Source organism: Arthrobacter sp. zg-Y1116, from assembly GCF_024385485.1.
Lineage (GTDB): Bacteria > Actinomycetota > Actinomycetes > Actinomycetales > Micrococcaceae > Arthrobacter_B.
Window position 1 is genome coordinate 600,841 of the sequence record NZ_JANFLR010000004.1, and the last position, 25,017, is coordinate 625,857.

The following is a 25,017-nucleotide window of genomic DNA, read 5'->3' on the forward strand; positions in this document are numbered from 1 at the left end:
TGGGGTTATGGCAACGGTGAATACTGAACAGGGGACGGAGGCTGGGCGCATGAACCGCTCCGCTAGCACTCGGACACAGCGAACGGCGGGAAGCTCGTCGCTGGTTGGGCTGGCGAAAGTCATGGCCCGCCTGACGCCGCGTCAGCTGAATGACGAGTTCGCCCTCGCCACAGCCGAAATGAAGCAAAAGGGCATCAAAGCCGGCGTTGCTGCCGCGTTTATGGTGGTGGCGCTGCTTATGGTCGCCGCGCTGGCCATTTCGCTGCTGGTAGCCGGCATCCTCGCACTGTCGCTGGTCCTGCCGGGCTGGCTGGCTGCCCTGCTGGTTGCCGCGCTGTTCCTGGTGATTGCAGGCATCGCCGGATTCATTGGCTACAGCCGATTCAAGAAGACCCTCCCGCTGCTTCCGGAGGAGGCCATCCGCGGCATCCGCTACGACGTCGGCGTGCTGAAGGAAGGCCGCAGCTTCGATCCGGCCACGCTGGACAAGCCCAAGGAACCGAAGGAAAAGAAGGACAAGAAGGCCGAGAAGGACGACAAGCCTGAAGGCCCGAAGCAGCCCACTCCGGAAGAACTGCGCACCCGTGCGCGGCAGCGCCGCGAGCACCTCGCGGCCGTCCGGGACGGGCTCGGCGAGAAGGTGGACGTCAAGGCCCGCATCCAGGAGCTGAAGTCCCGCCGCGCCGCTGCAGCCCGAGGCAAGGACAGCAGCAGCGACGGTCCCTCCACGGCCGACGACGTGCTGGCCATGATCAAGGAACGCTGGCAGCCGCTTTCGGTAATGGCCGCGTCCCTGCTGGCACTGCTCCTCCTGTCCCGTCGGCTCGCGCGAAAGTAAGCTGTACTCGTACATCTTTGACGAGGGGAACGGACCGTGATCAGATTTATCGGTGCCGGAGCGCGTCCCGATACGGAAATCACCGTATTGGAACGCTTCTGGACCCTACCGAATCTGGTCACGGTCCTTCGCTTTCTCGGCATCCCCCTGTTTGTGCTGTTCATCAGCCAGGACCGCTACGGGAGTGCGTTCCTCACCCTGGTGGCAGTGGGCTGTACCGACTGGATAGACGGCTACCTGGCCCGCCGGCTGAACCAGGTCTCCGCTACCGGCCAGTGGCTGGATCCGGTCGCCGACAGGCTGGCACTGATCATAGTGGCTGCCACCTTTGTGGCAGACGGCATCGCACCGGCCTGGTTGATCCTGAGCATCGCCATCCCCGACGCCGTCCTGATCGCCAATTCGCTCCTGCTGTTCCGGGGCAACCCCGACCTGCCGGTGAGCATATTCGGGAAAATCCGCACCGCGTTGCTGCTGTTGGGTGCGCCCCTGCTGCTGCTGGAACGGGTGGAGGGATTTGACCACCACTGGCTCTCGGTTGCCGGTTCCGCCGTGCTGGCACTGGGCTGCATCGGCCACGTTGCGGCGGCCGCCGGATACCTCGTGGCTGCGTGGAGCAAATACCTGCACCAGCGCGAGCATGTACCGGCCGGAACCGGAACCGGCCATGCACCCTAGGACACACTCCGTTTCCCCGCACAGCACGGCAGCACCTGGACCGGGCCGATGGTAGGGATCGCCGTAGCCTGTGCCTTGGCCAGCGCTTTTTTCCTTGCCTTCGGTGCCCAGCGCCAAGGCAGCGCCGTCAAGGCGGACACCGGCGGCCTGGGCCTGAACTCCTCCCAGATCAGCCGCCTGCTGCGCAACCCCCGCTGGCTTTTCGGGCTTTTGCTGCTGGGGACGGGCATGGCCCTGAACGTGGCTGCACTCTCGATGGCGCCCCTGACGGTGGTGCAGCCGATTGGTTCCATCGCATTGGTCATCACGACAGTGGTGAATTCCCGGGACCAGGGCCTGCACATGAACCGCATTACGGTCGCGGCGATTACGGCGTGCGTGGCCGGCAGCATGCTTTTTGTGTCGCTGGCCATCATGGTCACCCGTTCAGAGCAGGTCGTCGAACCGCGGCAGGAAGTGACCATTGTCCTCATCCTCGCCGTCGTCGTGATCTTCTTCGGCGGACTGAACGTGCTTTTCGGCAAGCGGCTCCGCGCCATCGCCCATATCCTCGGCGCCGGCATCCTGTTCGGCTTTGTTGCCGTCCTGACCAAGGTCATTGCCGGGGACCTGCTCAACCCGAACGGCCGGTTCCTCCTGAACGTGCCCTGGTACACCATCGTGGCGATCGCCGCTGCCGGTGCACTCGGTTCCTGGTTCGTGCAGAACGCCTACTCGAGCGGCCCGCCGGACCTGGTGATTGCGGGGCTGACGGTAATCGACCCCATGGTGGGGATCGCCATCGGCATCGGAGTCCTGCACGAACTGCGGCCGGATGTGCCGGCCGTGGCCGCGGTGGCCATGTCCGTGGCGGCCCTGATTGCTATTGTTGGGGTCGTTGCCCTTTCGAGGTATCACCCTGACGTTATCCAGCGTCGGAACGAAGAGCGGAGGCGGCAGAAGCCGGCCTCAAAGAATCCGAAAGCAGGACCTACAACGTGACCGACGCCCCGGTAGACAAACCGCTGACTGTCCTCATCGCTTGTGACACCTATCCTCCCCACCTGAACGGCGCCGCGCAGTTCGGCTACCGGCTGGCCCGGGGGATGCACGGGCGTGGGCACAACGTCCACGTACTGGCTCCCAATGATGTCAACGGCGGCAGCCGAAGCGACCTTGAGGGAGAGTGGCCGGTCCACCGGCTCCGTTCCCACGGGGTGCCTACCCATGAATACTGGCGGATCTGCCTGCCCTGGGAGATCAAGAAGGAAATCACGCTGCTGTTCGACCGGGTGCAGCCCGACGTCGTGCACATCCAGTGCCACTACATGGTGGGGGAGTACACGCTCTACGAAGCCCGTAAGCGCGGCATCCGTGTCATCGCGACCAACCACTTCATGCCGGAAAACCTGGATCCGTTCCTGCCCTTCCCGAAATGGGTCAAGCAGATTGTCGCCACCAATTCCTGGAAGGACATGGGCAAGGTCATGGGCCAGGCCCACGTGGTCACCACGCCCACGCCGCTGGCTGCCGAGGCGATGTACCGCCACGCCTTCCTGCACGACGTGATGCCGTTGTCCAACGGCATTGACGCCTCGGTTTACGAGCTGCGCGACGGGGAGCAGATTCCCCCGCACGAAGCGCCCACGGTTCTTTTTGTCGGCCGGCTGGCCGAGGAAAAGCACGTGGACGTGCTGATTGACGCCGTAGCGAAGACTCCCGCCCACCTTGGAGTGCGGGCGGAAATCATCGGCGGCGGCGAAGTCCGTCCAGCGCTGGAAGCCCAGGTGCAGCGGCTGGGACTGCAGGACCGGGTGGTCTTCCGCGGACTGGTCTCCGATGAAGAACTGCGCGAGGCGTACCTCAAGGCCGACCTGTTCTGCATGCCGGGTACCGCCGAGCTTCAGTCACTGGTGACGCTGGAGGCGATGTCGGCATCGAAACCGGTCCTGCTGGCAGATGCGATGGCGTTGCCGCACCTCGTGGACAAGGGACGCAACGGCTACCTGTTTACGCCGGGCGACAGCTCCGAGCTGGCCGGGCGCATCACGGAAATCCTGGAGCTGCCCGCCGACGAGCGGGCGAAGATGGGCCGGACCAGCCGCGAGATGGTGGACCGGCACAGCCTGGAAGCCACGTTGTCCACCTTTGAAGATCTCTACCGCGGGGATCCGGGCAAGCGCGTGGACGCGCGCTGATTGGTTGTCCAGTCCCCGGACCCACTAGGATGGCATCGTTGCCTTCTTGGGCACCCGGGGCTGTAGCTCAGCTGGTCAGAGCAGCGGACTCATAATCCGTGGGTCGTGGGTTCAAGCCCCACCAGCCCTACCTGTAATGGATCGGACGACGTCCCGATCCGCCTTAGTAAACGCCCCGGTCTGCGGACCGGGGCGTTTTCTTTTGCCTGGGCATTCCTGCGATGTCGCCGGAGGCACCCCGTAAGCCCCTTATTTGTCCTCCCAGTGGGCCGCACGCCGCCGCACGCCGTCGGAGGCAATTTTCCGCAGACGTTGTGATCGTTGTTACTGGTGGGTAACATGGGCTCAGCCGGTTCCCGGATGGGCACCAGCGGATCACCGATGATCAGCAGCGAAGGACAATTTCCATGGCACTTATCGACGTCGACAACCTTCCGTACCCGGACGGCGACTTCTACGCATTTGAAGATCTGCTCACTGACAAGGAGCGCGACCGCCTGCACGAGATCCGTGCCTGGCTCGCAGCCGAGGTCAAGCCGCATGCTGCTGACTGGTGGAACGCCGGAGAATTCCCGCACCACATGATCCCCAAGATTGCCGAACTGGACGTTATGAGCCCGGTTTACCGGCAGGGTTACTCCAACCTTTTCGCGGGCCTCTGCCATGCCGAAATGACGCGTGCGGACACGTCCTTCGCGACCTTCATGGGCGTCCACGACGGTCTCTTCACCGGCTCCATCGAGGCCCTGGCCTCCGAGGAGCAGAAGGCAGCCTGGCTGCCGGACATCTACGCCATGAAGAAGATCGGCGCCTTCGGCCTGACGGAACCGCTGGGCGGATCCGACGTTGCCGGCGGCACCCGCACCACTGCCCGCCGCGAGGGGGACAACTGGATCCTCAACGGTGAAAAGCGCTGGATCGGCAATGCGACCTTCTCCGACTGGGTGGTTGTTTACGCCCGCGACCTCGAGGACAACCAGGTCAAGGGTTTCCTGGTGGACACCAAGACCCCGGGCTACACGGCCACGAAGATCGAAAACAAGATCGCCCTGCGCACGGTCCAGAACGCCGACATTGTCCTCGACAACGTAGTGGTGAGCGACGAGTTCCACCTCAAGGGCGCCAACAGCTTCCGCGACACGAACAAGGTCCTGAAGGTCACCCGCCTTGCCGTGGCCTGGCAGGCCGTGGGCCAGCAGATGGCTGCCTTCGACGTCGCCCGCAAGTACGCGGTCGAGCGCAAGCAGTTCGGCAAGCCGCTGGCATCCTTCCAGCTGGTGCAGGAACAGCTGGTGAAGATCCTGGGCAACACCGTCAGCTCGCTGGGCATGATGGTCCGCCTGGCGCAGCTCGAAGACCTCGGACAGGCCAAGGATGAGCAGTCCGCCCTCGCCAAGGCCTTCACCACGGCCCGGATGCGCGAATCCGTTGCCATGGGCCGCAGCATCCTGGGTGGAAACGGCATTGTCACCGATTACGGCATGGCTAAGATCTTCGCTGACGCGGAGGCCATCTACTCGTACGAAGGCACGTACGAGATCAATACTCTGGTCACCGGACGCGCGATCACCGGAGTGGCTGCGTTCGTATAGCAGCTTTCGGAATCAACGTCCGCTAGACCAGCAAAGAACCCCGGCCGGATCCTGCAAAGGGTCCGGCCGGGACGTTTAACCGGGGCGTTTAGCCGGAATGTCTACCGGGGCGGTTCACGGGAGGCCGGCGGCGGCACCGGAAGCAGGACCGAGGGCCGGCGGTCGGATACATAGTTGAGCGGATCCACATAGTCCCCGTCCAGCCGGACTCCCCAATGCACGCAACCCCGGCCGCAGTGCGATCCCGACCGGACGGACCCCACCGCAGTGCCCTTGGACACTTCGGTACCCACCGGCACGGAAGCTTCGACGGGTTCAAAACTGCTCAACAAGCCGCCTCCGTGGTCAATGGTCAGGACCGGCCTGTCCACCACCCGGCGGGCAAAAACGACGCGCCCGTCCGCAGGGGCCAGGACCGCGGCGCCCTCGGCCGCGGCGACGTCGATACCGCGGTGCCCCGCCAGCCACGGCTGTGCCGGGGGATCGAAGGACCGCAGGAGGGCAGGCTCCGGGGCCAGGGGCCAGCTCCAGGGCGGGGAATATGCCGCCGCGGTGGCAGCGGACGGCGGGTCGACTGCCACCGACCCGGGGGCAAGGACGGACAGTACCGCCGCGAGGAGCAGGACAGGTGTTCGCTTCATGGAGCAACGGTGCATCCGCGCGGGCCCCCGATGCCGATTTCCCGGGCGTCCTGTTCGGAGTCCGGCCGCGGAAGTCGGGTGGGGAGGAAAGGTTGACGCCGGATGGCGGGGGTCCGGCGCTGTAGTACACTTGACGGAGCAGCTTGCTGTGCCATGGGACCTGCCCGGACGTTTTAGTCCAGGTCCGGTCCCGGGTTTGTCCGGTATTCACCGGGTTCACCCACCGGCATGGAGGCTGACTACGCGTATCCCAATTATCCCCGTCACAGGGGGTGCATCTCCAACGGTCCGGCAACGCCGGCAGGGGAGGCATGCCGCAGCTCCTACGGGGCAGCGGCTGATGGATACCAGGAGCTTCGCCCGCCCGGGCGTACAGCTAAAACCGTCAATTGGCAGTAGGACCAGTGCGCCGTGCGCACGGCTGCTGCCGGAAGGAGTGACGACATGCCCGTCGTTACAATGCGCCAGCTGCTCGACAGCGGCGTCCACTTTGGTCACCAGACCCGCCGTTGGAACCCGAAGATGAAGCGTTTCATCTTCACCGAGCGCAACGGCATCTACATCATTGACCTGCAGCAGTCGCTGTCCTACATCGACCGTGCATTCGAGTTCGTCAAGGCCACTGTTGCCCACGGCGGAACCGTACTGTTCGTCGGTACCAAGAAGCAGGCACAGGAAGCAATCGCCGAGCAGGCCACCCGTGTTGGCCAGCCGTACGTGAACCAGCGCTGGCTCGGTGGCATGCTCACCAACTTCCAGACTGTCGCCAAGCGTATCCAGCGCATGAAGGAACTCGAAGAGATCAACTTCGAGGACGTCGCTTCCTCCGGCCACACGAAGAAGGAGCTCCTGCTTCTCCGTCGTGAACTGACCAAGCTGGAAACCAACCTCGGCGGCATCCGCAACCTGACCAAGGCTCCGTCCCTGCTCTGGATTGTTGACACGCAGAAGGAACACCTCGCCATTGACGAGGCCAAGAAGCTGAACATCCCCGTTGTTGCCATCCTGGACAGCAACTGCGATCCGGACGACGTCGACTTCCCGATCCCGGGTAACGACGACGCCATCCGCTCCGTCAACCTGCTGACCCGCGTCATTGCCGACGCCGTGGCCGAGGGCCTGATCGTCCGCCACAACAAGTCCGGCAACACGGAAGCCCCGGCCGAGCCGCTGGCCGAGTGGGAGCGCGAGCTCCTCGAAGGTGCTGCTGAGACCCCGGCCGCTGACGCCGCTGCTGAAGCTCCCGCTGCTGAAGCCGCTCCGGCCGCTGAAGCTGCTGAGGCTCCCGCCGCTGATGTCGACGCCATCGTTGACGCCCCGGCCGCTGAAGTAACCGAGAAGTAAAGAACGTATTTCCTTAGTCCGGGGGAAGTTATCCCCTGGACGTGGGTTGTGGTGCGGCTGGCCGGTTTACCGGCCAGCCGCACTGGCAGAACCGCACCAATACTTATTACGGGAGGACTGGAGTCCAAATGGCGAACTACACTGCTGCTGATATCAAGGCACTGCGCGAGCGCACCGGCGCAGGCATGATGGATGTAAAGAAGGCTCTGGACGAGGCCAACGGCGATGCCGACAAGGCCATGGAGCTTATCCGCATCAAGGGCCTGAAGGGCGCGACCAAGCGTGAAGGCCGTTCCACCGCTGAAGGCCTGGTTGCCGCCAAGGTCATCGACGGCACGGTTGGCGTCATGATCGAGCTGAACTGCGAGACTGACTTCGTTGCCAAGTCCCCGAAGTTCATCGAACTGGCTGACAAGGTTCTGGCCGCTGCAGTTGAATCTGCTGCTGCCGACGCCGAATCCCTCCTCGCCTACAACGTTGACGGCAAGCCGCTGTCCGAGGTTGTTGTCGAAGAAGGCGCCATCCTGGGCGAGAAGGTTGTCGTCCGCCGCGTGGCACGCATCGAAGGCAAGACCGTCGACGCGTACCTGCACAAGACCTCCAAGGATCTTCCGGCACAGGTCGGCGTGCTGTTCGCCGTTGACGGCGAAGGCGCAGAAGCTGCCACCGCCGCCCACGACATCGCCGTGCACACCGCTGCGTACGCCCCGACCTACCTGACCCGCGACGAAGTTCCGGCAGAGACGGTCGAGAACGAACGCCGCATTGCAGACGAGACGGCACGCGCAGAGGGCAAGCCCGAGGGCGCACTGCCGAAGATCGTCGAAGGCCGCCTGACTGGTTTCTTCAAGGAAATCGTCCTGGTGGACCAGCCGTTCGCCAAGGACGCCAAGAAGACCGTGGGCAAGGTTCTCGAAGAAGCCGGTGTTGCACCGGCAGGCTTCGCCCGCTTCCGTGTAGGCGCCTAATTAGTTAGGTAACAACGGTTTCGACGGAAACGTCATCACAGCAAAGGGGGTGGTCACCACGGGTGACCACCCCTTTTCTCTGCCCAGAACAGCTCACTAGTCTTAAAAGCAGTACCAGCACCTATGCCCGGGAGGCACAATGGCCCACGTATTGAAAGAAACCGATTCCCCGCGACGACGCGTCCTGCTGAAGCTCTCGGGAGAGGTGTTCGGCGGCGGCAAACTCGGTGTGGATCCGGATACCGTGCGGGCAGTGGCCAAGCAGATCGCTGCGACCGTGGGCGAGGTTGAAGTGGCCATCGTCGTCGGCGGCGGCAACTTCTTCCGCGGCGCGGAGCTGTCCACCAGCGGCATGGACCGCTCCCGTGCGGACTACATGGGCATGCTCGGCACCGTGATGAACTGCCTGGCACTGCAGGACTTCCTGGAGCAGGCCGGCGTCGAGACCCGCGTCCAGAGCGCCATCACCATGGGACAGGTGGCTGAGGCCTACATTCCGCGGCGCGCCATCCGGCACCTGGAAAAGGGCCGCGTGGTCATCTTCGGTGCCGGTGCAGGCCTGCCGTACTTCTCCACCGACACGGTCGCCGCCCAGCGCGCGCTGGAAGTGCACGCAGACGAGGTGCTGATGGCCAAGAGCGGCGTGGACGGTGTCTACACTGCCGATCCGAACAAGGATTCCACCGCGGTACGGCTGGAGACCCTGACGTACGATGACGCCCTGCGCCAGGACATCCGCGTTATGGACCAGACGGCCATGACCATGTGCAAGGACAACGACCTGAACATGGTTGTCTTCGGCATGGAGGGCGAAGGCAACGTAACTCGGGCACTCCGCGGAGAGAAGATCGGCACGATCGTCTCCAACTAACTCTGGGGCGATATACAGGGTGCGGGTTCCCCTTCACCTCGCAGGCTCGGTGCAGGGAACCCGCACCCTTTTGGCTTAGGATGATAGAAGAGTCCGGCCACTAAGCTGATAGCGCTTGGTGGACACTGTTTTATGAGGAGAGACCGTGATCGAAGACACCTTGAAAGAGGCCGCCGACAAGATGGACAAGGCGGTGGAAGTTGCTAAGGAGGACTTCTCCTCCGTCCGCACAGGCCGCGCCAACCCGGCGCTGTTCAACCGGGTGCTGGTGGACTACTACGGTTCCCCGACGCAGCTGCAGCAGCTGGCATCCTTCGCCACTCCTGACGCGCGCACACTGCTCATCACGCCCTACGATGTCAGCGCCCTGCGCGCCATCGAGCGGGCACTGAGCGACTCCGAGGTCGGTGCCAACCCGTCCAACGACGGTAAGGTCATCCGGGTCATCATGCCCGAGCTGACGCAGGACCGCCGTAAGGAATACGTCAAGATTGTCCGCGGCAAGGCCGAGGACGCCAAGGTTTCCGTCCGCAACATCCGCCGCAAGGCCAAGGACGGCATTGACCGCCTGGTGAAGGACAGCGAAGTGGGCGAGGACGACGGCGCTCGTGCGGAAAAGGATCTCGATGCACTGACCAAGGCGCACACGGATTCCATTGACGAGCTCCTCAAGCGCAAGGAAGCCGAGCTTCTCGAGGTCTGATGAGTGACGCCCAGCCTCCAACCCGGGCTGGCGGTTCACCGTCCGTCGAGACAGTTCCGGCAGCAGCAAAGGCCAAGGAAATGAGTGCAGCTGATTCAGGACAGGTCGGCGGCCGCACCGCCCGGGGCCGCCGGTCTGCCGAGAAACCCGTAAAGGTCTCGCGCGCCGGACGCAATCTGCCTGCTGCCATCGCCGTTGGCGTGATCCTGCTCGGCTCCCTGCTGAGCGGCCTGCTGTTTTTCCCTTTCGCCATTGTGATTATTGCGGTCGGCTTCGCTGCCGTCGGCGTCTGGGAAGTCAACCGTGCGCTCGAAGTCCGCGGCATGAAAGTGCCGCAGGTGCCGGTGCTGGTCGGTTCCGTGGCGCTGCCGTTCGCGGCGTTCTTCGGCGGCACGGAAGCATTGGCCTTTGCGATGGTCGCAACGTCCGTTGCCATCCTCCTGTGGCGGAGCATCGACACCGCTGCCGAAGCGATCCAGAGCATCCTCGCCGGTATTTTCGTGGTTCTCTGGGTGCCGTTCCTGTTGAGCTTTGCGCTCTTGCTGCTGCGCGAACCCGATGGACAGGTTCGAGTCGCCGTACTGCTCCTGCTCGTGGTCTCCAATGACACCTTCGGCTACCTGGTAGGTGCCTTCTTCGGCAAGCACCCGATGGCGCCCAAGATCAGCCCGAAGAAGTCCTGGGAAGGCTTTGCAGGCTCTGCCGTCGGCGCCGCCATCGTCGGCGTCGGGGCTGCAGTCCTGTTCCTGGACCAGCCCTGGTGGTTCGGCGTGGTGCTCGCAGTGGCGACAGTGGCCGCGGCCACCGCCGGCGACTTCTCCGAGTCCATGGTCAAGCGGGAACTCGGGGTAAAGGACATGTCCAACCTCCTGCCGGGACACGGCGGAGTAATGGACCGGCTGGACTCCGTGGTCTTCGCCTCCCCGGTGGTGTTCCTGCTGTCGGTACTGCTCTCTACGGCTTCCTAGCCAGGAGCAACCGTAACGGTCCGGCAACGGCCGGTGTGCCGGATCACGTCCGCGGCACGGGCATCGTAAGATGTTTGAGAGTTTTCAGACGATGCCCGGCAGGAGCCCTGTAGGGACAACCGGCTCCAGCGGCAATAACTCCGCGGGGAAAAACCACAGAGGAACAATTTATTCATGGACGATGTGCGGCAGGCCAGTGCCCCTTTCGAACGCGTGGGACGACGGGACTACGGCTACAACATCCGCCAGGTCGATGAGTTCCTGACGAAAGCCAGGAACTACTACAACTCGGATTCCACGTCGGCTAACCCGGTGACCAGCGCGGACGTCCGGTCCATGGCGTTCGACCCGGCGAAGGGCGGTTACGAGCCGCAGGCGGTGGACGCCGCGCTGGACCGGCTGGAGGACGTTTTCGCCCAGCGGGAACGGGACCGCCTGATTTCCGACCGCGGCGAAGAAGCCTGGCTGCTGCAGATCGGGCGGATGTCCGCGGTCCTCAGGGCCCGCCTGCACCGCAAGCCGGGGGAGCGGTTCCGCCGCCCCGGCCGGAAACGCGTCACCAGTTACAACGTCGAGGACGTTGACGCACTGTGCAACGAACTCCTCGGATACTTCGAACACGACCGGCCCCTCAGCGTAGACGTGGTGCGCCGCGCCGTCTTCCGTGAGGCCAAGGGCGAGCAGGGATACGAGGAAAGCCAGGTGGATGCCTTCCTGGACCGGGTGGTCGAACTGATGGCTTCCATCGACTAGGTGGTCCTAGCGGGCCCCTGTTCCGGTCCCCGGCCGGGGCCGATCCAGTGGTTCCGGCGTGTGCAGCTGCGCCATGAACTTTGCCGTTCCGTCCGGCGCTGATCCGGCCGTCAGCCGGGACACCACCACCATCACGGCAAACGCTGCGGGAACTGTCCAGGCCGCGGGCTGTTCGATCCAGGCGGGTACGCCGGCACCCGCCCGCGGCAGGATGGCCGCGGCGGCCATTGCCCCGCCGCACAGCAGCGCGCCGGTCAGCATTCCCGCTCCGGCGCCCGCCGCCGTCAGCCGGCGCCACCAGATGCCCAGCACCAGCAGCGGGCACAGGGTGGAGGCCGTGAATGCGAAAACCGTGCCGATGCTGCCGGCCAGCGCGGAGGATTCGGTCAGCAGGGCAATGACCAGGGGTACGACGGCGGCCAGCACGGCGGAGACCCGGAACCCGCCGACACTGCCGCGGAAGAACTCCTGGCTGATCACTCCCGCGAGCGAGACCGTCAGCCCGCTGCTTGTGGAGAGGAACGCCGCGAATGCCCCAGCCGTGACCAGGGCCGCCAGCAGGTCGCCGGTGGCGCCGTCGAACACCCGCCCCGGCAGCAGCAACACGGTCGCATCCGCGGCACCGCCGGCGGCCAGGTCCGGGGTATAGATCCTGCCCAGCACGCCGTAGGTGATCGGGAAGATGTAGAAGAGCGAGAGCAGCCCCAGGACAATCAGGGTGGTCCGCCGGGCGGAGGGGCCGTCGGGGTTGGTGTAGAAACGGACCAGCACGTGGGGGAGTCCCAGGGTGCCGCAGAGCAGGGCGATGCTCAGCGAAATATTGCGGTACAGCGGAGCGTGGGTTTCCGGGTTCAGTGCCTCCGCCAGGATCTGCCCGCCGCCGGCGGGCGGGCCGTCACCGGCGAGGCGGAAGAGGACGAACAGCACCGGTACGGCAATCGCCACCAGCTTCAGCCAGTACTGGAAAGCCTGCACAAACGTGATGGAGCGCATCCCGCCGGTCACCACGCTGAGGCAGACGACGCCGGTGACCACCAGGCAGCCGATCTCCGCGGGCAGCCCGGTGGTGATGCGCATGGTCAGTGCCGCACCGTGCAGCTGCGGCACGATGTACAACCAGCCGACGGCGATCACCAGCAGGCTGGTGAGGCGCCGCACGGGGAGCGACTCCAGCCGGGCCGAGGCGAAGTCCGGCACCGTGTAGGCGCCGGACCGGCGCAGCGGCGCCGCGACGAAGAGCAGGAGCATGAGGTAGCCGCCGGTGTAGCCGATGGGGAACCAGAGCGCGTCCACCCCGGAAGCGACAATCAGCCCCGCCACACCCAGGAAGCTGGCTGCCGAGAGGTACTCGCCGCCGATGGCCGAGGCGTTCCACCAAGGTTTCACCGTCCGGGAGGCAACATAGAAGTCGCTGGTGGTCCGCGAGATCCGCAGGCCGTAGAAACCGATCAGCAGGGTCGCGGCGGAAACCAGTGCCAGCGCCGTGTAGCCGATGCCGGGGTTCATGCCTGCGGCCACATCCCAGTTCACCGGCTACCGTCCGTCCACCAGGTCGCGGTACCGGTTTTCGTTCCGCTGGGCACTCAGCACGTAGAGCAGCCCGCAACCGATAACCAGCGGATAAACGCCGACGCCGAGCAGGATCCACGGAGCAGGGACACCGAAAACGGACAGTTCGGCAATCACGGGCAGGAAAGCCAGCAGCACCGGAACGCTGAGCAGGATCAGCAGGAAGCCGCCGCCCACCACCAGTGCCAGCCGGAGCTGGCTGCGGATCAGGGAACCGATGATCAGCTCGCCCACCTCGGACTGCTCGTCCAGCTCCCGGGACACCGGGAACGGGGCCGCGCCCGTGCCCGGTGCGGTCACCCGGACGCGCCGGGAACCAGGTTCGGCGGCGGGAGTGGATTCCCCGGTCACTGCGTGGGCCGGACGCGGCCGGCGGCGAGTGTGTTGCGCACGGCGGGCAGGTGCCGCCGGCTGACCGGAAGGTCCACCTCGCCCAGCCGCACGCTTGCCCGTCCTCCGGTGAGCCGCACCTGGCGGATGTGGGTCCGGGCCACCAGGAAGGACCGGTGGATGCGCACGAACCCGGCACCGGCCCACTGCTCCTCCAGGTCCGCCAGCGGAACCCGGATCAGGTAGCTGGCGTCCGCGGTGTGCAGCCGGGCATAGTCGCCCTGCGCCTGGACGTAGCGGATGTCGCCGCGGGGGATGATCCTCGTCGTCGCGCCCTGGACCACGGTGACGACGTCGGCGTCCTCCGGTTCGGCGTCGGCCGCGAGCTCGCAGATCCGGCGGACCGACTCGGAGAGCCGCTCCGGCCGGACGGGTTTCAGCAGGTAGTCGAGGGCGGCGAGGTCAAAGGCCCGCAGTGCCTGGTCCTCATCCGCGGTCACGAAGACGACGGCGGGCGGACGCTCGCGCCGGCCCAGCGCCTTAGCGATGTCCAGGCCGGAGAGGGCCGGCATGTGGATGTCGAGGAAGACGGCGTCGACGTCGCGGGTCTCGATTTCGTGCAGTGCCTGGGCGCCGCTGGCGGCCCGGTGGACCGTGCCGATCCGGGCATCCAGGCCCAGGAGGTAGGCGAGCTCCTCGACGGCGGGGGCTTCGTCGTCGGCCACTACCACGGTGAGCGGCCGGAGAGGTTTGCGCATGGAGAACAGGTTACGCGTTCGTGGGCCGGTTCTCCGGCTGCGACTTGGGTACCCGCATGGTGATCAGGGTGCCGGCACCGGGTGCCGTGTCAATGACGAGCCCGTGCTTTTCGCCGTAGACCTGCCGCAGCCGCACATCCACGTTCCGCAGGCCCACATGGTCCCCGTCGGCGTGGCCGGCCAGGACGGAGCGGAGGTACTCGGGGTCCATGCCCACCCCGTTGTCCTCGATGGTGATGACGGCGTCCGCTCCTGCGTCGACGGCTGCAATGCTGATCCGGCCCTGCCCGTCCTTGGTCTCCAGTCCGTGGCGGACGGAATTCTCCACCAGCGGCTGCAGGGACAGGAACGGAATGACCGTACCCAGTACCTCGGGGGCGATCTGCAGGGCCACCTTCAGCCGCTCGCCGAAGCGTGCCCGTTCCAGCAGGAGGTACCGGTCCACGGATTCCAGTTCCTGGGCGATGGTGGTGAAGTTGCCGTGCCGGCGGAAGGAATAGCGGGTGAAATCCGCGAACTCGACCACCAGCTCGCGGGCACGGGCCGGGTCCGTATTGATGTAGGATGCGATCGCGTTCAGCGAGTTGTAGATGAAGTGCGGACTGATCTGTGCCCGCAGTGCCCGGACCTCGGCCTCCATCAGCTGCGCGCGGGAGGCATCCAGCTCCGCCAGCTCCACCTGCGTGGCGAGCCAGGCCGCCACCTCGTTGGCTGCCCGGACCAGGCCGGCGCGGACGGTCGGGGCGAACACGGCGACGGTCCCGAGGGTCTGGCCGTTGACCGGCAACGGGGAGACCAGCAGCTCGCCGCAGTCCTCCATGCCCAGGGCGCGCAGCGCGGCGCCGCGGAAGACGCGTGTCCGGCCGGATTCGAGCACCAGCGCCGCTGCCGACAACAGCCGTTGGCGGCGGAACGGAGTGTCGCTGACCGCGCCGTCCCACGCCAGCACGGCGGATGCATCGGTGATCACCAGGGTGTCGCAGTCCAGCAGGTCGCGCAGGTGCCGGCTGGCCTTGCGGGCGCCGGCCGGGGTCAGGCCGGCCCGCAGATGCGCCGAGGCGAGCGACGCCGTGTGGAGCGTTGAGTAGGTGGCCTGCTCGGCGTCGGACCCCAGGTCCCGCTGCGAACGGCTGAGCCGAAAGCCCAGCGCGCCCACGACGGCGACGGTCAGCACCGCAACGGCGCAGACCAGGGCAATATCGACGGCGGGACTGAGCATGGACCAACCCTAACGGCCCGTCCGGCCGGAACGCCGTTCATCGCTGTTCAACGCCGTTCACCGCCGTTCACCGCACGGAACCAACCGTTCACCGACGCCGCGGGGCGGCGGATCGACACCGTGCCGGGACTATAGGAAAGTGATCAGCGTCACAGCTTGCACAGCGTCGTGTCCTGACCTCCACAGGTGGATGCCGCGCGGCGGGCCCCACTAGAGGAGGAACAATGGCTGAAGAGCAGCCGGTTTCACACGCTGCGCACCCGGAACAGGTGGACTTCCGGGACGTCCAGAGCTCGCCTGAGTTCCAGGAACTCCGCAAGCGCCAGCGCAGCTTTATTTTCCCCATGGCCGTGGTTTTCCTGGTCTGGTACTTCGCGTACGTCCTGCTGGCCGACTACGCCCACGACTTCATGTCGACCCCGGTGATCGGGAACATCAACATGGGACTGATCCTCGGCCTGCTCCAGTTCGTGAGCACGTTCGGCATCACCATGTGGTACGTCAGCTACGCCAACCGCAAGATGGACCCGATTGCGGCGGATCTCCGCCGTGACCTTGAGGCCCACGGAGTAAGCCGCCCGGAGGAGACGAAGTGAACAGCCTGCACATTTCCGCCGCCACCGAAGTGACGGCCGAGTCCATCAAGGACACCGGCCTGCTCAACATGGTCATCTTCGGTGTCTTCGTGGCCGTCACCCTCGTGGTGGTGCTGCGCGCGAGCCGCAACAACAAGACGGCGGCCGACTACTACGCCGCCGGCCGGTCCTTCACCGGACCGCAGAACGGCACCGCCATTGCCGGCGACTACCTCTCGGCGGCGTCCTTCCTCGGCATTGTCGGGGCCATCGCCGTGAACGGCTATGACGGCTTCCTGTACTCCATCGGCTTCCTCGTTGCCTGGCTCGTCGCCCTGCTCCTGGTCGCTGAAATGCTGCGCAACACCGGCAAGTTCACCATGGCCGATGTGCTCTCCTTCCGCCTCAAGCAGCGGCCGGTGCGCATTGCCGCAGCCATCACCACGCTGGCGGTCTGCTTCTTCTACCTGCTGGCCCAGATGGCCGGTGCCGGCGGACTGGTCTCCCTGCTTATGGGGATTGACAGCAAGGTCGGACAGTCCGTGGTCATCACCGTCGTCGGCGCCCTGATGATCATCTACGTACTGGTCGGCGGCATGAAGGGCACCACCTGGGTGCAGATCATCAAGGCCTTCCTGCTGATTGTCGGCGCGGCCGTCATGACCATCTGGGTCCTGGCCCTGCACGGCTTCAACCTCTCCGAACTGCTGGGTGCCGCCGTCGAAACCACCGGCAACCCCGCCATCCTGGATCCGGGACTGCAGTACGGCAAGTCGGACACCTCCAAGCTGGACTTCGTCTCCCTCGGCCTGGCTCTGGTGCTCGGCACCGCCGCCCTGCCGCACGTGCTGATGCGCTTCTACACGGTCCCCACCGCCAAGGAAGCCCGCCGGTCCGTTGTCTGGGCCATCTGGCTGATCGGCATCTTCTACCTCTTCACCCTGGTCCTGGGCTACGGCGCCGCGGCGCTGATCGGTTCAGACGCCATCAAGAGCGCTCCGGGCGGCGTGAACTCCGCAGCACCCCTGCTGGCCTTCGCGCTCGGCGGGCCGGTACTGCTGGGACTGATTTCCGCCGTCGCCTTCGCCACCATCCTCGCGGTGGTCGCGGGGCTGACCATCACGGCAGCTGCTTCGTTCGCCCATGACATCTACGCCAACGTCATCCGCAAGGGAGAGGTGGACGCAGACGGCGAGGTCAAGGTAGCCCGCACCACGGTAGTGGTGATCGGTATCATCTCGATCCTCGGCGGCATCGGCGCCCAGGGGCAGAACGTGGCCTTCCTGGTGGCCCTCGCCTTCGCGGTGGCGGCCAGTGCCAACCTGCCCACGATTATCTACTCGCTCTACTGGCGGAAGTTCTCCACCCAGGGCGCGCTGTGGAGCATGTACGGCGGCCTCGGCTCCGCGATTGTGCTCATTGCCTTCTCGCCGGTCGTCTCCGGTGCGGAAACCTCAATGATCGCCGGCGCGGACTTTGCCTGGTTCCCGCTGAACAACCCGGGCATCGTGTCCATCCCGCTGGCCTTCTTCCTTGGCTGGCTGGGCACCGTGCTGGACAAGAACACCGAATCCGCCGTCAAGCAGGCGGAGATGGAAGTCCGGTCCCTGACCGGCGTCGGCGCCGAGAAGGCCGTCGACCACTAGGGGGCAACAGCCTCGGCAAAAGGCAGGTTCCGCTCAGGCGGGGCCTGCCTTTGCCGTTGCCGGGGCCTGGTCCCGCCGTTCGGGGGTCGACGACGGCGGCTGCGGCAGCCCTGCTCCGCGGCGCAGGAGGGGAGCGGCGCGCAGGGGAATGAGTTCACCCATGGCCAGATTGGTGTCGCAGCGCTGGACGCCGTCCACGGCGAGGATCTGCTTGTTGATGCGGAACAGGTCTTCGGCGTCTGCAGCTACGACGCGCAGCAGGATGTCCGCGTCCCCGGTGAGGCCGTGGGCTTCGACAACCTCGGGCAGCGCGGCCAGGTCTTCGGTGATCCGCGCCAGGCTCGGCTGGTGGACATGGACATGCACAAACGCCATCAGCGGGTAGCCGAGCGCGGCAGTGCTGATCCGGCGTTCAAACGGCAGGAACGCTCCTTTGCGTTCCAGTCCGGCCAGCCGGGCCTGGACGGTGTTGCGGGAGAGGCCGAGGACTGCCGCCAGGGCCACGGCCGTACGTGTTGAATCCTCCGCCAGGGCAAGGAGGAGGCGTAGGTCCGTGGTGTCGAGGGGCTGCATAGTGCGCAACGCTAGCACGGTGTTTTGGCCGTTTACAGGGCAGGATGCTCGGTCTTTGCCGGAATGGTTGTGCCGGGTGCTGAGTGTGAGTAGGGTCACATGTACCCGGGCAATGGAGCCCGGGGTCGGTTTGGCCCCGCCACCCCAGAGGCCCAAACACGGAAGGATGCGTATCCAAGTGTCCCTGCATACCCCGGTGCGGCACCCGGAAAACTCCGGCAGCTCACCCACCGACCCATACGTACAGCTTGTCACCCCCGACGGCGTCCGTACCCCGGACCCCCTGTATGACCGCTGGGTCGAGGATATCGACGGCGCCCGGCTGCAGGAGCTCTATATCGACATGGCGGTCATCCGCCGGATCGATACCGAAGCCACCGCCCTGCAGCGGCAGGGCGAGCTGGGGCTGTGGCCTCCGCTGCTCGGCCAGGAAGCCGCACAGATCGGCTCCGTACGGTCCCTGCGGTCCTCCGACTTCGTTTTCCCCAGCTACCGGGAGAACGGCGTGGCTTTCTGCCGCGGTGTGGAAGTGGGTGACCTGATGCGGGTCTGGCGCGGCAACGCCGGCGCCGGCTGGGATCCGTATCAAGTGAACATGGCGCCCACCCAGGTCATTATCGGCGCCCAGGCACTGCACGCCGCCGGTTATGCCATGGGCATCACCCGCGACGGTACCGATGACGCGGTGATCAGCTACTTCGGCGACGGCGCCACCAGCCAGGGGGACGTCCACGAGGCGATGGTCTTCGCCGCGAGCTTCAACTCGCCGGTCGTTTTCTTCTGCTCAAACAACCAGTGGGCCATCTCCGAACCGGTCACGCTGCAGGCACAGGTACCCATCGCCAACCGCGCCCCGGGCCTCGGCATCCCGTCCATCCGGGTGGACGGCAACGATGTCCTTGCGGTTATGGCCGCAACCCGGGAGGCACTGGACCGGGCCCGCTCCGGCAACGGACCGACCTTCATTGAAGCGGTCACCTACCGGATGGGTCCGCACACCACGGCAGACGACCCCACGCGCTACCGGGACCAGGCCGAACTGGAACGGTGGCGGCGAAAGGATCCGCTGTCCCGGCTGCAGGCATTGCTGGCCTCCATGGGGCTGTTCACCGACGGGTTCGCCGCCGAAGCCAGCCGCCGGGCCGACGACGTGGCTGCCGAGCTGCGCGCCGCGTGCCTCGGGATGCCGGATCCGGTGCCCGCGGATGTTTTTGCCCATGTCTATTCCGAGCCCAACTCCTGGCTGGACCGCCAGCAGGAGCAGTACTCGCGCTATCTCAGCGGTTTCGCTGGCGAGGAGAACCGTTAATGACCAGCATGACTTTCGGGCGGGCGATCAACGCCGGCCTGCGCCGGGCAATGGAACAGGATCCCCGCGTCCTTATTATGGGCGAGGACGTCGGCAAACTCGGCGGCGTCTTCCGGATCACCGACGGACTCCAGAAGGACTTCGGTCCGCTGCGCGTCGTGGACACCCCGCTCGCCGAGTCCGGGATCATGGGCACAGCCGTGGGGCTGGCGTTCCGCGGCTACCGCCCCGTAGTGGAGATCCAGTTCGACGGCTTCATCTACCCGGCGTTCGACCAGATAGTTTCCCAGGTGGCCAAGATGCACTACCGGACCCGCGGAGCTGTGAAGCTGCCGCTGACCATCCGGGTGCCGTTCGGCGGGGGCATCGGCTCACCCGAACACCATTCCGAATCACCCGAGGCCTATTTCACCCATACCTCGGGGCTGCGCGTCATCAGCGTGTCCAACCCGCAGGACGCGTACACAATGATCCAGCAGGCCATCGCTTCCGACGATCCGGTGCTCTACTTCGAGCCGAAGCGGCGCTACCACGTCAAGGGGGAGGTGGACGAGGCAGCGGCACCGCAGCTGCCCATGGGTTCCGCCCGGGTCCTGAACGAGGGGAGCGACGTGACACTGGTCGCCTACGGCCCTCTTGTCCCCACCGCCCGTGACGCCGCAGTCGCGGCCTCGGATGAGGGCGTCTCGGTGGAGGTCATCGACCTGCGCTCGCTCGCACCCGTCGACTTCGCCACCGTGGAGGCCTCCGTGCGCAAGACCGGACGGCTGGTGATCACCCACGAGGCGGCCCAGTCCGGCGGCCTGGGCGCGGAAATCGCGGCCAGCATCACCGAGCGCTGCTTCGAGTACCTCGAGCATGCTCCGGTGCGGGTCACGGGCTTTGACATCCCGTATCCGCCCTCCCGGCTCGAGTCCCACCACCTGCCGGACCTCGACCGCATCCTCGACGGAGTGGACTGCGCCATGGACCGGCCCAGTTCCCTGGCCGGCGCCGTTTCCGGATCGGCGGCGAGCTGATGCTGCGCGAATTCCGCCTCCCCGATCTGGGGGAGGGGCTCACCGAGTCCGAGATCCTGAACTGGCACGTCAGCGTGGGGGACATAGTCCAGCTGAACCAGGTAATTGCCGATGTGGAAACCGCCAAGGCGGTGGTGGAGCTGCCATCCCCGTATGCCGGGACAGTGGCGCACCTGCACGAACAGGCCGGAACGGTGGTCGAGGTCGGATCCCCGATCGTTTCATTCGAGGTAGCGGTGCCTGCGGGTGCCGATGCAGAAGCGGCCGGTGAGCCGGTGCAGGCCAAGCGGGAGCCGAACCTGGTGGGGTACGGTGCGGTGCCGGATGCCACCGGCCGCCCCGCCCGACGACGCCGCGGGGCGGCTCCTGCCCCGGGACCCGTATCTGCCGCGGTGCCTGCACCTGTGGCTGCAGCTGCACCCGTGCCTACACCCGCGCCTGATCCCGAGCAGGAGCGTCCGCGCTCCACCCCGCCGGTCCGCAAGCTGGCCCGGGATATGGGAGTGGATCTCACCCAGGTACAGGGCTCCGGCCCGGGCGGGCTCGTGGTGCGTACCGACGTCGTCCGTGCTGCTTCACCCGCCGCCGAAACGGAGCCAACGTCCGTATTTGACTCCGCCGCTGCCGTGCCTGCCCCGCCGGTGCCGGAGGGACGGGAGGAACGGATCGCCATCTCCGGCATGCGGAAGCACACTGCTGCCGCCATGGTGGCCAGCGCCTTCACTGCTCCCCATGCCACGGTGTTCCTCACGGTGGACGTCACTCCCACCATGGAACTGCTGGAACGGCTCCGGCAGCAGCCGGCCTTCAACGGCTTGAAGCTGTCTCCGCTGACGATGGCAGCCAAGGCGGTTTGTCTGGGGCTGAAGCGTTTCCCGTCGCTGAATTCACGGTGGGATGAGTCCGCGAGGGAAATCATCCGCTACAACTACGTGAACCTCGGCATTGCCGCGGCCACGCCGCGCGGGCTGATGGTTCCCAACATCAAGGATGCCCAGACAATGAGCCTGCATGGCCTGGCTGCTGCGGTGACATCCCTGGCACAGACCGCACGGGAGGGCAGGACGCAGCCCGCGGACCTGGCAGGCGGGACCATCTCCATCTCCAACGTGGGCGTGTTCGGCGTCGACACCGGAACGCCCATCCTGAATCCGGGAGAGGCAGCCATCCTGGCGCTGGGGGCCGTCCGCCGGCAGCCGTGGGAGTACAACGGAGCCATTGCCCTGCGCTCGGTAATGACCCTGAGCCTCTCCTTTGACCACCGGCTCGTCGACGGCGAGCAGGGGGCAGGGTTCCTGAGCGAAGTGGGAGCCGTGCTGGCCGAGCCCGCACTGGCACTGGCCATGGCGTAGAAGCGTTTAGACGCATCAAGGGCCGCCTGCGGAGAAATCCCCACCCGCTTCGGTGCCCCGGCCTTTCCTTCGTTTTGTCCAGATCCCTACGGATTGTCCGGATCCCTGCGCAGCGCGGCGTAGGGATTGTCACAAACCGTAGGGATTCCGACAATCCGAAGGGAAGCCGGGCCCGGTGCCCTGGAATCACGCGCTTCCCGGTCCTGCGTGGCAGGAAAGTCGTGGGAGCTAGGCCAGCTCGAGCTCGAGTTCCTTGACCACGGCGCCGCGGGCATTGGCGAAGCCCTGCGTTTCACCGATGACGGTGAAGCCGTATTTCTCCAGGATGCGGATGGAACTGACGTTGTCCGCAACGGCACGTGCCCGGATCGGGCGTTCGGCGAATTCCTCCAGGAACAACCCCACCGCCGCGGTGGTGATGCCCTGCCCCCAGTGCGCCTTGTCGATCCAGTAGCTGATCTCGGGAATGTCGCCGTCACGGTAGGCGAGGATGCTGCCGACCACTTCGCCGTCGGCCACAATGGTGCGCACGGTGACGGTCGGATCGTTCAGGATGCTCTGCCAATGGTGGTCAAAGACGCCGCGGTCCGCCGGGTTCTTGGCGCTGAACGCGGCCATATGGTTGGCACTCGGGTCCAGCTGGTGGGAGAAAAACTCCTCCAGGTCGGCGGGAACTACGGCACGAAGCTCAATCACGGCAGGTCTTTCTGCTCGGGGGGTGGAGTTCTGCCTGCCGGGAAAGCCGGCAGGCCTGACAGCTATCGGACGTTCAAGGCCGCCCACGCCATTCTATCGAGCAGCGTACGCAGCCTTGCCGTCTCGCGGGCGCTGATCCGGCCGCGGACAGTATGGGAGGTGGAATTGATCAGGCCGAAGACACCCTGGGCCCGGTGGCGCAGCAACGGCAGGTCGGAACCGGGGTGCAGCGCGGAAAGCGCGTCCACCCAGACCTCGACGTACTGGCGCTGCAGGGAGCGTACCCGCCGCTCGTCGCTTTCCGGCAGGCTGCCCAGATCCCGGTCCTGGACCCGGATCACGTCCGCCTGGCGCAGCGCGAAATCAACCTGGAATTCCACCAGGCCGCGCAGGGCGATTTCCGGGGTGGAAGATTCGGCGACCACCGCCTTCCCGCCCTCCAGCAGGTCCTCGCTGACACCGATCAGCAGGGCGGAGAGCACTGCAGGTTTGCCGCTGAAATGCCGGTAGACCGCCGGTCCGCTGACCCCTGCGGCGGCACCGAGCTCCTCAATGGAGACACCGTTGTAGCCGCGTTCGGCAAACAGGGATGCGGCGGCGTCGAGCATTACTGCCCGCCGGGAGGCCTTCGCCTGGCTGCGCCCGGTCATTCGGGCCTCCGCTGTTGCTTCGTCTTTTGCTACGTCCATTCCCACCCCTTCTGATTGGACTGCGCATTTATTCCTATTGTGGTGGACAGGTGAGTTAATAACCAATAACCTGACTTGGGTTAGGGGTTATTAACTCAGCTTAGTGCTGGTTTTCCCTCGCCACTGTTGCAGAAAGACGTCAATGGAGACACTGAAATCCGGCTTGGACACGGCTTCGGCCGCGTTTGCCGCCAATGCCGCGGCGCAGCAGGCGCTGGTACAGGAGCTGCGCGGACGGCTGGCGGACGCCGCCGCCGGCGGACCGCAGCGTTCCCGCGAGCGGCACACCGCACGCGGAAAGCTGCTGCCCCGCGAGCGGGTCATCCGTCTCCTGGACGAGGGCAGCCCGTTCCTTGAAGTGGCACCGCTGGCCGCCGCGGACATGTACGACGGCGAGTGCCCCGGTGCGGGACTGATCGCGGGCATCGGCCTGGTGCAGGGCCGGCAGGTGATGATCCTGTCCAATGACGCCACGGTCAAGGGCGGAACGTACTACCCGATGACGGTCAAAAAGCATCTGCGGGCACAGGAAATCGCCCTGGAAAACCGGCTGCCGTGCATTTACCTGGTGGACTCGGGCGGGGCTTTCCTTCCCCGGCAGGACGAGGTTTTTCCCGACCGCGAGCATTTCGGCAGGATTTTCTTCAACCAGGCGCAGATGTCCGCGCGGAAGATCCCGCAGATCGCCGCCGTCCTGGGCTCCTGCACCGCCGGCGGCGCCTATGTTCCGGCAATGAGCGACGAAACCGTGATTGTGCGCAACCAGGGGACGATCTTCCTGGGCGGCCCGCCGCTGGTGAAGGCCGCCATCGGCGAGATCGTCACCGCGGAGGAACTCGGCGGCGGAGACGTGCACTCCCGCACCAGCGGCGTCACCGACCATCTGGCCGAAAACGACGCCCACGCCCTGGAGATAGTGCGCAGCATCGTGGAGACCTTCCCGCAGCAGGAACCCGTGTGGGACATTGCCGAGTCCCGGCCGCCCGCCGAGGACCCCGCGGAAATCTACGGCACCGTTCCCACCGATCTGCAGACCCCCTATGACGTTCGCGAACTGATCGCCCGACTGGTGGACGCCAGCGAGTTCCACGAGTTCAAGAAGGAGTACGGCACCACCCTGGTCACCGGGTTCGCCCGGCTGCACGGCCACCGGATCGGCATCGTCGCCAACAACGGCGTGCTGTTCAGCGAATCCGCGCTCAAGGGCGCCCACTTCATTGAGCTGTGCGACCAGCGCGGCATCCCGCTGGTGTTCCTGCAGAACATTTCCGGGTTCATGGTCGGCCGGGATTACGAAGCGGGCGGAATCGCCAAGAACGGCGCCAAAATGGTGACCGCGGTGGCCACCTGCCGGGTTCCCAAACTGACGGTGGTGGTGGGCGGTTCCTTCGGGGCCGGGAACTACTCCATGTGCGGGCGGGCGTACTCGCCGCGCTTTATGTGGATGTGGCCGGCGGCCCGGATTTCCGTCATGGGCGGAGCCCAGGCATCGTCGGTGCTGGCCACCGTCAAGCGGGACCAGCTCGAGGGCCGCGGCGAGGAATGGCCGGCGGAGGACGAGGAAGCCTTCAAGGCCCCCATCCGCGAAACCTACGAAACCCAGGGCAGCCCCTATTACTCCACGGCACGGCTGTGGGACGACGGCATCATCGACCCACTCGACACCCGCACCGTCCTGGGCCTGGCCCTGGACGTCTGCGCCAACGCACCCCTGCCGGAGACCTCCTTCGGCCTGTTCCGGATGTGAGC

25 protein-coding genes and 1 tRNA gene are annotated in these 25,017 nt (G+C 65.8%); 18 read left to right on the plus strand and 8 right to left on the minus strand.

Annotated features, from left to right (window positions below):
* Positions 1–49 precede the first annotated feature (49 nt).
* The 6 genes from NNX34_RS14125 to NNX34_RS14150 all read left to right on the plus strand — a co-directional run bounded on the left by NNX34_RS14125 (position 50) and on the right by NNX34_RS14150 (position 5,285).
* Entirely contained in the window at positions 50–838 is a 789-nt protein-coding gene (locus NNX34_RS14125) for a phage holin family protein (RefSeq protein ID WP_255767138.1), read from the plus strand.
* A 36-nt stretch (positions 839–874) separates the two neighbouring features.
* The gene (locus NNX34_RS14130; protein WP_255767139.1) at positions 875–1,516 is read left to right on the plus strand and encodes a CDP-alcohol phosphatidyltransferase family protein; all 642 of its coding nucleotides are present in this window, start codon (positions 875–877) and stop codon (positions 1,514–1,516) included.
* A gap of 48 nt (positions 1,517–1,564) precedes the next feature.
* On the plus strand, positions 1,565–2,497 hold the full coding sequence (locus NNX34_RS14135) for a DMT family transporter (protein WP_255767140.1): 933 nt from the start codon (positions 1,565–1,567) through the stop codon (positions 2,495–2,497).
* Positions 2,494–3,693, plus strand: a complete 1,200-nt coding sequence (locus tag NNX34_RS14140; RefSeq protein ID WP_255767141.1) for a glycosyltransferase — start codon at positions 2,494–2,496, stop codon at positions 3,691–3,693. Before NNX34_RS14135 ends, NNX34_RS14140 begins: the two co-directional genes overlap by 4 nt.
* Positions 3,694–3,749: 56 nt before the next feature.
* Positions 3,750–3,823: transfer RNA gene (locus NNX34_RS14145), tRNA-Ile, on the plus strand.
* 277 nt (positions 3,824–4,100) lie between these two features.
* Positions 4,101–5,285, plus strand: coding sequence for an acyl-CoA dehydrogenase family protein (locus NNX34_RS14150; RefSeq protein ID WP_255767142.1), 1,185 nt, complete (start codon positions 4,101–4,103; stop codon positions 5,283–5,285).
* A 101-nt stretch (positions 5,286–5,386) separates the two neighbouring features.
* On the opposite strand, the gene NNX34_RS14155 is transcribed toward NNX34_RS14150, so the two are convergent.
* Positions 5,387–5,926 carry a peptidoglycan DD-metalloendopeptidase family protein gene (locus NNX34_RS14155; RefSeq protein WP_255767143.1) on the minus strand — a complete coding sequence of 180 codons (540 nt, stop codon included), beginning with the start codon at positions 5,924–5,926 and terminating at the stop codon, positions 5,387–5,389.
* 444 nt (positions 5,927–6,370) lie between these two features.
* On the opposite strand from NNX34_RS14155, the gene rpsB reads away from it, so the two are divergent.
* The 6 genes from rpsB (at position 6,371) to NNX34_RS14185 (ending at position 11,533) form a co-directional block, all read left to right on the plus strand.
* Entirely contained in the window at positions 6,371–7,270 is a 900-nt protein-coding gene (gene rpsB, locus NNX34_RS14160) for a 30S ribosomal protein S2 (protein ID WP_227924434.1), read from the plus strand.
* A gap of 128 nt (positions 7,271–7,398) precedes the next feature.
* Complete coding sequence (tsf, locus tag NNX34_RS14165) at positions 7,399–8,238, plus strand: translation elongation factor Ts (RefSeq protein ID WP_255767144.1); 840 nt, start codon at positions 7,399–7,401, stop codon at positions 8,236–8,238.
* 139 nt (positions 8,239–8,377) lie between these two features.
* Complete coding sequence (pyrH, locus tag NNX34_RS14170; RefSeq protein WP_229953202.1) at positions 8,378–9,109, plus strand: UMP kinase; 732 nt, start codon at positions 8,378–8,380, stop codon at positions 9,107–9,109.
* A 145-nt stretch (positions 9,110–9,254) separates the two neighbouring features.
* On the plus strand, positions 9,255–9,812 hold the full coding sequence (gene frr / locus NNX34_RS14175) for a ribosome recycling factor (RefSeq protein ID WP_227924437.1): 558 nt from the start codon (positions 9,255–9,257) through the stop codon (positions 9,810–9,812).
* A gap of 80 nt (positions 9,813–9,892) precedes the next feature.
* On the plus strand, positions 9,893–10,780 hold the full coding sequence (locus NNX34_RS14180; RefSeq protein ID WP_255767146.1) for a phosphatidate cytidylyltransferase: 888 nt from the start codon (positions 9,893–9,895) through the stop codon (positions 10,778–10,780).
* A gap of 174 nt (positions 10,781–10,954) precedes the next feature.
* On the plus strand, positions 10,955–11,533 hold the full coding sequence (locus NNX34_RS14185) for a DivIVA domain-containing protein (protein ID WP_255767147.1): 579 nt from the start codon (positions 10,955–10,957) through the stop codon (positions 11,531–11,533).
* A 6-nt stretch (positions 11,534–11,539) separates the two neighbouring features.
* Here NNX34_RS14185 and NNX34_RS14190 read toward each other — a convergent pair whose 3' ends face one another.
* From NNX34_RS14190 to NNX34_RS14205, 4 genes are read right to left on the minus strand one after another with little or no spacing between them, the layout of a single operon-like run.
* A complete protein-coding gene (locus tag NNX34_RS14190; RefSeq protein WP_255767277.1) occupies positions 11,540–13,039 on the minus strand; it encodes a cation acetate symporter in 1,500 nt (499 codons plus the stop codon).
* 27 nt (positions 13,040–13,066) lie between these two features.
* A complete protein-coding gene (locus tag NNX34_RS14195; protein ID WP_255767148.1) occupies positions 13,067–13,453 on the minus strand; it encodes a hypothetical protein in 387 nt (128 codons plus the stop codon).
* Complete coding sequence (locus NNX34_RS14200) at positions 13,450–14,190, minus strand: LytTR family DNA-binding domain-containing protein (protein ID WP_255767149.1); 741 nt, start codon at positions 14,188–14,190, stop codon at positions 13,450–13,452. The genes NNX34_RS14195 and NNX34_RS14200 overlap by 4 nt, the downstream gene beginning before the upstream one ends.
* 10 nt (positions 14,191–14,200) lie before the next feature.
* A complete protein-coding gene (locus NNX34_RS14205) occupies positions 14,201–15,409 on the minus strand; it encodes a sensor histidine kinase (protein WP_255767150.1) in 1,209 nt (402 codons plus the stop codon).
* A 224-nt stretch (positions 15,410–15,633) separates the two neighbouring features.
* On the opposite strand from NNX34_RS14205, the gene NNX34_RS14210 reads away from it, so the two are divergent.
* Both NNX34_RS14210 and NNX34_RS14215 read left to right on the plus strand, forming a co-directional pair.
* Positions 15,634–16,005: a DUF485 domain-containing protein gene (locus NNX34_RS14210; protein ID WP_255767151.1), complete on the plus strand. Its 372-nt coding sequence runs from the start codon at positions 15,634–15,636 to the stop codon at positions 16,003–16,005.
* 68 nt (positions 16,006–16,073) lie between these two features.
* Positions 16,074–17,630, plus strand: a complete 1,557-nt coding sequence (locus tag NNX34_RS14215) for a cation acetate symporter (protein WP_255767278.1) — start codon at positions 16,074–16,076, stop codon at positions 17,628–17,630.
* A 33-nt stretch (positions 17,631–17,663) separates the two neighbouring features.
* Here NNX34_RS14215 and NNX34_RS14220 read toward each other — a convergent pair whose 3' ends face one another.
* Positions 17,664–18,203, minus strand: coding sequence for an Lrp/AsnC family transcriptional regulator (locus NNX34_RS14220; protein WP_255767152.1), 540 nt, complete (start codon positions 18,201–18,203; stop codon positions 17,664–17,666).
* A 166-nt stretch (positions 18,204–18,369) separates the two neighbouring features.
* On the opposite strand from NNX34_RS14220, the gene pdhA reads away from it, so the two are divergent.
* From pdhA to NNX34_RS14235, 3 genes are read left to right on the plus strand one after another with little or no spacing between them, the layout of a single operon-like run.
* On the plus strand, positions 18,370–19,512 hold the full coding sequence (gene pdhA, locus NNX34_RS14225) for a pyruvate dehydrogenase (acetyl-transferring) E1 component subunit alpha (protein ID WP_370647278.1): 1,143 nt from the start codon (positions 18,370–18,372) through the stop codon (positions 19,510–19,512).
* Entirely contained in the window at positions 19,512–20,531 is a 1,020-nt protein-coding gene (locus NNX34_RS14230; RefSeq protein WP_255767153.1) for an alpha-ketoacid dehydrogenase subunit beta, read from the plus strand. Before pdhA ends, NNX34_RS14230 begins: the two co-directional genes overlap by 1 nt.
* Entirely contained in the window at positions 20,531–21,883 is a 1,353-nt protein-coding gene (locus tag NNX34_RS14235) for a dihydrolipoamide acetyltransferase family protein (RefSeq protein ID WP_255767154.1), read from the plus strand. The genes NNX34_RS14230 and NNX34_RS14235 overlap by 1 nt, the downstream gene beginning before the upstream one ends.
* 228 nt (positions 21,884–22,111) lie before the next feature.
* Here NNX34_RS14235 and NNX34_RS14240 read toward each other — a convergent pair whose 3' ends face one another.
* Together NNX34_RS14240 and NNX34_RS14245 are read right to left on the minus strand one after the other, a co-directional pair.
* A complete protein-coding gene (locus NNX34_RS14240) occupies positions 22,112–22,579 on the minus strand; it encodes a GNAT family N-acetyltransferase (RefSeq protein ID WP_227924447.1) in 468 nt (155 codons plus the stop codon).
* Between the two features lie 62 nt (positions 22,580–22,641).
* On the minus strand, positions 22,642–23,268 hold the full coding sequence (locus tag NNX34_RS14245; RefSeq protein ID WP_255767155.1) for a TetR/AcrR family transcriptional regulator: 627 nt from the start codon (positions 23,266–23,268) through the stop codon (positions 22,642–22,644).
* Positions 23,269–23,410: 142 nt separating this feature from the next.
* On the opposite strand from NNX34_RS14245, the gene NNX34_RS14250 reads away from it, so the two are divergent.
* Positions 23,411–25,015 carry a carboxyl transferase domain-containing protein gene (locus NNX34_RS14250; RefSeq protein ID WP_255767156.1) on the plus strand — a complete coding sequence of 535 codons (1,605 nt, stop codon included), beginning with the start codon at positions 23,411–23,413 and terminating at the stop codon, positions 25,013–25,015.
* Positions 25,016–25,017: the final 2 nt, after the last annotated feature.

Coding starts and splice junctions, on each gene's coding strand:
- NNX34_RS14245 (WP_255767155.1), bottom strand. CDS start 23,268: ATGGACGTAGCAAAAGACGAAGCAACAGCGGAGGCCCGAATGACCGGG.
- NNX34_RS14180 (WP_255767146.1), top strand. CDS start 9,893: ATGAGTGCAGCTGATTCAGGACAGGTCGGCGGCCGCACCGCCCGGGGC.
- NNX34_RS14190 (WP_255767277.1), bottom strand. CDS start 13,039: ATGAACCCCGGCATCGGCTACACGGCGCTGGCACTGGTTTCCGCCGCG.
- rpsB (WP_227924434.1), top strand. CDS start 6,371: ATGCCCGTCGTTACAATGCGCCAGCTGCTCGACAGCGGCGTCCACTTT.
- NNX34_RS14135 (WP_255767140.1), top strand. CDS start 1,565: ATGGTAGGGATCGCCGTAGCCTGTGCCTTGGCCAGCGCTTTTTTCCTT.
- tsf (WP_255767144.1), top strand. CDS start 7,399: ATGGCGAACTACACTGCTGCTGATATCAAGGCACTGCGCGAGCGCACC.
- NNX34_RS14200 (WP_255767149.1), bottom strand. CDS start 14,190: ATGCGCAAACCTCTCCGGCCGCTCACCGTGGTAGTGGCCGACGACGAA.
- NNX34_RS14250 (WP_255767156.1), top strand. CDS start 23,411: ATGGAGACACTGAAATCCGGCTTGGACACGGCTTCGGCCGCGTTTGCC.
- NNX34_RS14215 (WP_255767278.1), top strand. CDS start 16,074: ATGGTCATCTTCGGTGTCTTCGTGGCCGTCACCCTCGTGGTGGTGCTG.
- pdhA (WP_370647278.1), top strand. CDS start 18,370: ATGCGTATCCAAGTGTCCCTGCATACCCCGGTGCGGCACCCGGAAAAC.
- NNX34_RS14220 (WP_255767152.1), bottom strand. CDS start 18,203: ATGCAGCCCCTCGACACCACGGACCTACGCCTCCTCCTTGCCCTGGCG.
- NNX34_RS14205 (WP_255767150.1), bottom strand. CDS start 15,409: ATGCTCAGTCCCGCCGTCGATATTGCCCTGGTCTGCGCCGTTGCGGTG.
- NNX34_RS14155 (WP_255767143.1), bottom strand. CDS start 5,926: ATGAAGCGAACACCTGTCCTGCTCCTCGCGGCGGTACTGTCCGTCCTT.
- NNX34_RS14210 (WP_255767151.1), top strand. CDS start 15,634: ATGGCTGAAGAGCAGCCGGTTTCACACGCTGCGCACCCGGAACAGGTG.
- pyrH (WP_229953202.1), top strand. CDS start 8,378: ATGGCCCACGTATTGAAAGAAACCGATTCCCCGCGACGACGCGTCCTG.
- NNX34_RS14235 (WP_255767154.1), top strand. CDS start 20,531: ATGCTGCGCGAATTCCGCCTCCCCGATCTGGGGGAGGGGCTCACCGAG.
- NNX34_RS14185 (WP_255767147.1), top strand. CDS start 10,955: ATGGACGATGTGCGGCAGGCCAGTGCCCCTTTCGAACGCGTGGGACGA.
- NNX34_RS14125 (WP_255767138.1), top strand. CDS start 50: ATGAACCGCTCCGCTAGCACTCGGACACAGCGAACGGCGGGAAGCTCG.
- NNX34_RS14230 (WP_255767153.1), top strand. CDS start 19,512: ATGACCAGCATGACTTTCGGGCGGGCGATCAACGCCGGCCTGCGCCGG.
- NNX34_RS14150 (WP_255767142.1), top strand. CDS start 4,101: ATGGCACTTATCGACGTCGACAACCTTCCGTACCCGGACGGCGACTTC.